The sequence below is a fragment of the Gemella bergeri ATCC 700627 genome (assembly GCF_000469465.1).
GTDB classification, from domain to species: Bacteria; Bacillota; Bacilli; order Staphylococcales; family Gemellaceae; genus Gemella; species Gemella bergeri.
Genome location: NZ_KI271788.1, coordinates 1 through 7,601 on the forward strand (window position 1 = coordinate 1; position 7,601 = coordinate 7,601).

General features: G+C 28.9%; 7 protein-coding genes. 1 reads left to right on the forward strand and 6 read right to left on the reverse strand.

What is annotated here, in order from left to right; translation table 11 throughout:
• Window positions 1-177: 177 nt before the first annotated feature.
• From gshAB to HMPREF1983_RS00020, 4 genes are all read right to left on the reverse strand, one after another.
• Complete coding sequence (gene gshAB, locus HMPREF1983_RS00005) at window positions 178-2,439, reverse strand: bifunctional glutamate--cysteine ligase GshA/glutathione synthetase GshB (RefSeq protein ID WP_040460679.1); 2,262 nt, start codon at window positions 2,437-2,439, stop codon at window positions 178-180.
• 190 nt (window positions 2,440-2,629) lie between these two features.
• A complete protein-coding gene (gene rseP, locus HMPREF1983_RS00010; RefSeq protein WP_021752205.1) occupies window positions 2,630-3,922 on the reverse strand; it encodes an RIP metalloprotease RseP in 1,293 nt (430 codons plus the stop codon).
• 20 nt (window positions 3,923-3,942) lie between these two features.
• Window positions 3,943-4,719 (reverse strand): phosphatidate cytidylyltransferase, encoded by a 777-nt coding sequence (locus HMPREF1983_RS00015; protein WP_021752206.1) that lies wholly within the window; start codon window positions 4,717-4,719, stop codon window positions 3,943-3,945.
• Entirely contained in the window at window positions 4,709-5,473 is a 765-nt protein-coding gene (locus HMPREF1983_RS00020; protein ID WP_040460682.1) for an undecaprenyl pyrophosphate synthase, read from the reverse strand. Before HMPREF1983_RS00020 ends, HMPREF1983_RS00015 begins: the two co-directional genes overlap by 11 nt.
• Before the next feature lie 315 nt (window positions 5,474-5,788).
• Between HMPREF1983_RS00020 and rpmG the strand changes: the two genes are divergently transcribed.
• Window positions 5,789-5,938 (forward strand): 50S ribosomal protein L33, encoded by a 150-nt coding sequence (gene rpmG / locus HMPREF1983_RS00025; protein WP_003145675.1) that lies wholly within the window; start codon window positions 5,789-5,791, stop codon window positions 5,936-5,938.
• 65 nt (window positions 5,939-6,003) lie between these two features.
• On the opposite strand, the gene HMPREF1983_RS07910 is transcribed toward rpmG, so the two are convergent.
• Both HMPREF1983_RS07910 and HMPREF1983_RS00035 read right to left on the reverse strand, forming a co-directional pair.
• The gene (locus HMPREF1983_RS07910; protein WP_021752208.1) at window positions 6,004-6,303 is read right to left on the reverse strand and encodes a tyrosine-type recombinase/integrase; all 300 of its coding nucleotides are present in this window, start codon (window positions 6,301-6,303) and stop codon (window positions 6,004-6,006) included.
• A gap of 194 nt (window positions 6,304-6,497) precedes the next feature.
• Window positions 6,498-7,544, reverse strand: coding sequence for an SAP domain-containing protein (locus tag HMPREF1983_RS00035; RefSeq protein ID WP_021752209.1), 1,047 nt, complete (start codon window positions 7,542-7,544; stop codon window positions 6,498-6,500).
• Between the last annotated feature and the right edge of the window lie 57 nt (window positions 7,545-7,601).

The following is a 7,601-nucleotide window of genomic DNA, read 5'->3' on the forward strand; positions in this document are numbered from 1 at the left end:
TTTCCATGCCCCGTATTTATTATACAACCATTAAAAATCAATTTTATTAAGTCGCTCCCACACAGTTAGTTAGTTTTGGAAAAACTTTTTAAATAATTTAAAAATTAATAAACTGCTGTATCTATTTCCTAATAGGTAAATTCTATTAAAATTTTTAACTTTTAGGTTACTCTACTTTTATATTATATTTTTATCCGGAAAAAGCATTCTCAAAATATCGAGTGATAATCTTCGTGATTTTCCCTCATATGGATAAATATGCATCATCATCATAGGATTAAAGTTTGCTTCTATCACTCCATAATTGTTATTATCTACTTCAGATTTTATATCCGGTATTATTAAATCTACACCACACACTTTTGCTAGCACGGCATCTGCAATTTTTACAGCTAACTTTTTATAACTGCTGTGAACTTCATTTGTCATATCTATAGAATCACCACCGGTACTAATATTAGAATTTTCTCTTAAGTTTGCTACTTGTCCTTTTTTCAAAACTGTATGTATTGTTAATCCTTGCTCTTTTAATTGCAACTGTTCTATTTCGCCAAGTTCCAATTTTTTTAGAGGTGTTTTTTTTGCATCACCACGTAATGGACTGTTATTTTTTATTTCTACCAGCTCTTCTATCGTATGAACTCCATCACCAATAACATTAGCAGGAACTCTAAGTAAGACAGCCTTTGTTTTCCCCTCGATTACAAAAAAGCGATATTCCGTTCCTTCGATAAATTCTTCAATGATTACATCTTTATCTTCTTTTAATGCTAAATTAATCGCTTCTGAATAGGTTTCTATATTGTCTATTCCATATTTAAAAATAGTAATTCCCAATCCAAAATTTGTACTTTTAGGTTTAATAACAATAGGTTTATTTTTTACATAATTAAATACCATAATAGCATCATCCAAAGTTGATACTTCATACCCTTTGGGTACTCTAAAACCTTGCTCAGCAAGAATTTTTTTCGTAACTATCTTATTTTCCATAATAAGTGGCGAAATATAACTATCTCTACTTGTCATATTACCGTTTTTCACATACTCCACCTGATTATTCCACTCCAGACGGATAAATTGATCATTTTCATCAATAATATCAACTTTAATTCCATTTCTTATTGCATCTTCTATTAACGCTTGAGTAGATAGTTCCATATTTTCAAATGCCTTTAGTGAGTAACACTTTTCCATTGCCTGTTTTTTATATTCTTTTGCAAGTTTCATTCCCACTTCCAGTGGTGAAGAACTTTTATAATCTCTAACCAATCTACCGCCTATTGTGAGTGTTGAATCTATTAATTCATTTTCTTTTTCTTCGATAAGAATTAAGTCTGTTTCCGATAATTTTAACTCTTTAACCATTTCCTTCATATTATCCAAAAGCTCCAAACCTTCTTCCAGATACTCAGGTTTTGACAAAGGATGTGCTAAAGCTATCTTTTCACTATACTCTTTTCCTATTTCTACCGATTTAACAGAATCTTTTTCATCTATCCATACTAAAGTTTTAATAAATAAGTGAATAAAACGAATATCCTTTTCCAAAATTCCGAAAGGAGCATACGGATTTAAATCGAATAGTCTAAATTCTATATACTTAATACCATTATTTAAAAATTTTTTTACGGTATCCTCTCCTCTAAAACGGACGCTGGAATAAAACTCTTTTTCTGCAATAAGTTTTCCGGTTTCTACATAAGATACTATATTATCAATATACTCTTCTAAAGAGTTATAAGATACAACAATATCTTCATCGTTGACATAACCAAAACGACTCATTCTTATACTTCTTACATAATTTTTCGGTTTATCATTACTATTATAATAATACTTATCCTCAACTAAAGGGCTTGCTCCGTATAAATAAACAAGTAACCACTGATAGCGAATAAATTGACGAGCTAATTTCATATAAATATTATTTTTTACATCTACTATATCTTTATTTTCAATATCAGCTATAGACTTCATTAAATTATCCGATAACTGAAAATTATAATGAATACCCGAAACCATTTGTTTATATTTTCCGTATTTTTTTACTAAATACTCTCTATATTCTACATCCCATTTATCTTCAAACTGTGCCACCTTAATATCTTCTTCATTAGGTAATTTTACCGGAATACTAAGTGGCCATATAAATTCATTTGTAGGAAGATTTTTTAAAACAACTTCATGTATTGCTGCTAGGTAACGAAGTACATTTTTTTCAGAATTTTCAGGTGAAGTGATAAGTTCTATCTGAGATTCTGCAAAATCTGTTTGAATATATGGGTGTTTTTGTCTTATTCCGAATGTTTTAGGATGACCTGTTTTAGAAATATCACCACTTTCCAGAACTCTTTGTCCTTCTTTTTCTATGCCGATTTTTACAGCATTAAATAATTCCTCAAGGTTATTTTCTTTAACAATTTTTCTAATATTCATAATACTCATCCTTTATAAAGTAATTTAATTAGTTACCATATTATCACAAATAACTAAAATATAATAGAAATTAGTATCAAACTTTGTGTAACAATAGAAAACTAAAAGAATTTAGTTCTGTTCAGTATGGAACTAAATTCTTTATATAAATATTTATCTAATGAAAGTCAACTGTTTAAGAAGAGTTACTTTATTTTCCAAACAGTCTTTGAATATCATTCCATGTAACTGCCAGCATTAACGCCATTAACAATAAACCGAATGCAACAGTCATGTAATATTGTGCTTTCTTATTAATCGGTTTTTTAAATATCGCTTCATAAATAACAAAAACAATACGTCCACCATCCAACACCGGTATCGGAATTAAATTCATAAGTCCTAAGTTTACACTTAATATTCCTGTCCAACGCAATGTTGTAATTAATCCACTCTGGGCAGCCGCACTGGACATTTCATAAATTGCCACCGGTCCGCCAAGTTGGTTTAGGCTAAATCCTCCCCTGAATATTGAAACAAATAAATTAACAATACCCGTAAAAATCATCGTTCCATAATACAATGTCTGAGAAAAACCATTTTTGATAGCTCTTAAATAATCTCTCTCATAGGCAGGATTAATACCTAACTTATATGTTTTTACTTCCTTACCTTTTTTTATCGTCGTATCTTCTTTTGGAGTTACTTTAACTTCTTGTGTTTGACCGTCACGCACTACTTTTAGTGTTAATTCACTACCGTTAGAAGCAATAACTTTACTTGTCATTTCAGCCCATGTTGATACTTTTTCTCCATTGACCTCAGCAACTACATCACCGGATTTTAAACCTGCCGAAGCAGCAGGGTAATTAGTCGCTAATGCTCCCAGCCGTGTACTGTTAGTTGGAACACCGCTATACAAAGATATTCCTAAAAATATCGCTAATGCTAAAACAAAGTTCATTAACGGACCTGCAAATAACGTCCAAAATTTTTTCCCCCATGAGTGTGATGAAAACATACGCTCAATAGGTGCGATTTGTTCTTCCATTCCATTAAAAACAACACACGCATCTTTTCTTACACTATATCTCTCAATAGTCTCTCCAACAAAACCTTCAATAAATAATTGTTCAGTTAATTCAAAATCATTTAATTCAATTGGTAATAAATCAACATCATTTGTTTTATCAAGAATAATTTTTTCAACTTTATCATTATTATCTAATTTTAAACTGACGTGCATACCTTTTTTTAAATCATACGGCGATACATCATTGTTAAAATCAAAAACATTATCAGGCATCTTAACATACCCGCCAATTGGTAATAAACGAATTGTAAAGTTTGTTTCTCCTATTTTTTTATGAAAAATTTTAGGCCCCATTCCTATTGCAAACTCTTGGCATAAAATACCGGAACGTTTTGCAACTATAAAATGACCAAATTCATGTATTGTTACAACAACAAAAAATATTAATATAAATGCGATTATTCCTTGCATCTAATACTCCCTTCTATAAACTATGCTATTAAATTAAGCAACAATGCTAAGCATGGTGCTGCTAATATTACGGAGTCAAAACGATCAAAAATCCCGCCATGCCCCGGTAATAAATTACTACTATCTTTTACACCACATTCACGTTTATAAGCTGACTCTATTAAATCGCCAATCTGCCCAATAACACTGATTACCAATGTGGTTATAACAGCCATAACTATATTAGTAAATATAGCTGTCGTAAAGTAAAATAATAATGCTACTACTATCGATGATAAGCTACCAATTACAGAACCTTCTATTGATTTATTCGGACTAATATTTGGTGAAATTTTATTTTTTCCAAACCTCATTCCACCTATATAGGCAAAACTATCAGTCACCCAAATTGTAAACAACAAATATAGTACATATGATAAGCCTAACTCACGTAACATAAATAGACTATAAAAACCAACAAAAACATAAGCAGTTAAAAATATAATAACACCAATTTCAGTGAGTTTTACCTTATGTCCGCTTATTACTACTGTCATTAAAAAAGCTATACCGATTAAAAAGAATACACTGTAAAAATAAATAGCCGGTAAGGGATAATTAGTATAAATAATTGCTCCGGCTATCACACTAATTAATAATACTGAATTGTTTGTTTTTTTAAATGTCATTTTATTTATTTCATACATAGCCAATATCCCAAGTATGGATGTCGTATATTTGAAATACCAACTACCAAGATATAATAATGGTACAAAAATAATTAAGGCAACTATCGCCGTTTTTACTCTAGTTTTCATTAAGTCCTCCAAATCGTCTATCTCTACTCTGATATACCAAGAGTGCATTATAAAACTCCGCTTCGGTGAAATCCGGCCATGCAACTTTGGTAAAGAGAAATTCACTATACGCTACTTGCCATAGTAAAAAATTTGAAATGCGTTGTTCCCCGGATGTTCTTATTAATAAATCCGGATCCGGCGTACCTTTTGTATAAAGATTATTACTGATTATATCTGCATTAATATCGCTAACATCACACTTCTCATTTTTTACATCACTTGCTATTTTTTTTACTGCTGAAACAATTTCATCTTTAGAACCGTAATTTAAAGCAAAAATCAGACGCAGCCCTGTATTATTCTTTGTCTGCTCAATAGCATTCAACACCGCTTTTTGAGTATTTTCCGGTAATTGTTCAACTACACCGATGACTTTAATCTTAACATTATTTTCCATTAATTCAGGCATAAAGCTATTAAACATTTTCTCCGGTAGATCCATTAAATAACTTACTTCTTCTTTCGGTCTTGCCCAATTCTCCGTAGAAAACGCATATAGTGTTAAATACTTTATTCCTAATTTTGAAGCATATTTAGTAATTTTTTTTACGGTTTGCATACCTTCATAATGCCCTTTGATACGTGGCATATTTCTTTTTTTAGCCCAACGACCATTTCCATCCATAATAATAGCAACATGTGTCGGGATTTTTTTCAATTTTTCATTTTCTATTTTAATTTCAGGTTTATTTTTCTTTAAAAATTCAAACATATAACCTCCTGTACAACACAACATATTATACCATAAATACAACTAAGCAACAAACTAAATACGATATAACCACAACTTAATTATTGAAAAATAAAATTTGAACAATTAGAAATTACAATAAAGAATATGTTTTGTTATTTTAAGAATAACATGTAAATAGATTAATAATCATAATAACCAAATATGCCTTTAATTAAAACAATAAGTTTTTCTAAAAAATTACACTTTATGCTGGAAAAATGATTAAAGTAGTGGTATAATAATCTCTGTTGTATGAAAAAGTTGTTAAGATAAATTTTATAGGAGGTTATATTCATGCGCGTAAATGTAACATTAGCTTGTACTGAATGTGGTGATAGAAACTACATTACTAAAAAGAACAAAAGAAATAATCCGGATCGTATTGAACTTAAAAAATACTGTCCAAGATTAAAAAAAGTGACTTTACACAGAGAAACTAAATAATAAAGTAAAAAAAGCCTTAAAGTATCGACGTTTAAGGCTTTTTGTTTTGTATTTGACTATGTTATTTAAAAATTTACATATTTAGCAAACTTATTACCTACGTTCTCTTTTTGTTTTTCTGTTACATGTGCATATATATTCATTGTAGTTTTTAAATCTGAATGACCTAACCTATCTTGTACTTCTTGAATAGTAAAGCCACTTTCAAAAAGTAAACTATAATGTGTGTGTCTAAAACCATGCACTTTTATTTTTTTGAAATTATTCTTTTTGCAAATTTTATTTAATTTATCATTCATAAAGTTAAGATATAAGAAAGTGTTATGTACATCATCAGTGAAGCAAAATTGCTTTTTCTGAAACATAATTGATTTTTCTTTATTCTAGTATCAATAGAAAAAAATAATTCTCTTTGTTTAGTTTTCCAATGTTTAAGTATAAGTTTTGTTTATTCATAAATACTGATTTTTCTTATACTACTCTTACTTTTAGGACTTTGAACAGTTATTTTATACTCGCCATTTATAGATAAAGTCTTATTAGTGGTTGGAAATATCAATTATTTTTCTTTCAAAATGAAGCTAATTAAAGAACTAAAGAAACCTTTTTTCTTTTCTTTGTTGTTATTCTCTATTAGTAGCTTTTCTTCTTTTTGTTGTCTATATAATTCTAATTCTTTATTTAGTTTTTCACGGGGATTTTTTAACTTTCCTTGTTCCTTATTTCTCTTATATATTCTATTTATGATAGCATCAATACCATAAGAATTTTTTAAATAACAAGCTGTAATAAGGCTTTCTATTTCCTCATTAGTAAAGTAGTGTAATGTGTACAGCTTTGTTAAACCTTGATAATATGTAGGTAAATTATTTTTTAAATCAGGGTTAGCTTGCAATAAATTTTTTATTTTGTTAGTGTAAAAATCTATTCTTTTTACTTGTTCTTTGAATGATTTTAATGTATCTGTTGAGTAGTCTAACATATCATCAGAAAGATAATCAAAACAACTTTTTAACAAATAATATAAAGCTTTGTTTTTAGCGTTATACTTGATTAACACTTCAGATAGTTGACTATATCTAAAAGCGTTACTAGTGTATGTGTATATTTCTTTCTCAAATTTGTTTTTACTTTCAACAAATTTTATTACTAAATCTACCTTATTTAGTTCTTTGTTTGATAAGTAACAGTTATACAAATCACAGGGATAACCTATATTCATGTCATGCATTAGTAATATAAAATCAGAATTATTTACTACCTCTAAACCTTTAGGGGTAATAACACGTTCTTTTTTTATATACTCTTGATAGCTACTTAAAGAAGATGTCTTTATTATCCTTTCTATCAGTTCGCTTTTATTTCCATTTAGTTTTAATTTTTCTGAACGAAGTATATTTTTTAATTCATCTACCTTTAATTTATTTAATGAAGTGAAGTAATCATCTTTATACTCAATGTATCCACCTTCCAAAAGTTTTTGTAATGATTTTTCATTATCGTTATACAAAATATCTTTCCAAAATTTTTGGTTTAATTCAGAAGCACGACTGTTTTTATTAATATAATGTAATATAAGAACATCATTCCCGTTTATATCATTCATAGCTATTTATACCTTTCTATTGTTTTATGTGATTAGGCTACAATAAACTAGACAGAT

Coding starts and splice junctions, on each gene's coding strand:
- HMPREF1983_RS07910 (WP_021752208.1), bottom strand. CDS start 6,303: ATGTTTCAGAAAAAGCAATTTTGCTTCACTGATGATGTACATAACACT.
- HMPREF1983_RS00020 (WP_040460682.1), bottom strand. CDS start 5,473: ATGTTTGAATTTTTAAAGAAAAATAAACCTGAAATTAAAATAGAAAAT.
- rseP (WP_021752205.1), bottom strand. CDS start 3,922: ATGCAAGGAATAATCGCATTTATATTAATATTTTTTGTTGTTGTAACA.
- HMPREF1983_RS00035 (WP_021752209.1), bottom strand. CDS start 7,544: ATGAATGATATAAACGGGAATGATGTTCTTATATTACATTATATTAAT.
- HMPREF1983_RS00015 (WP_021752206.1), bottom strand. CDS start 4,719: ATGAAAACTAGAGTAAAAACGGCGATAGTTGCCTTAATTATTTTTGTA.
- gshAB (WP_040460679.1), bottom strand. CDS start 2,439: ATGAATATTAGAAAAATTGTTAAAGAAAATAACCTTGAGGAATTATTT.
- rpmG (WP_003145675.1), top strand. CDS start 5,789: ATGCGCGTAAATGTAACATTAGCTTGTACTGAATGTGGTGATAGAAAC.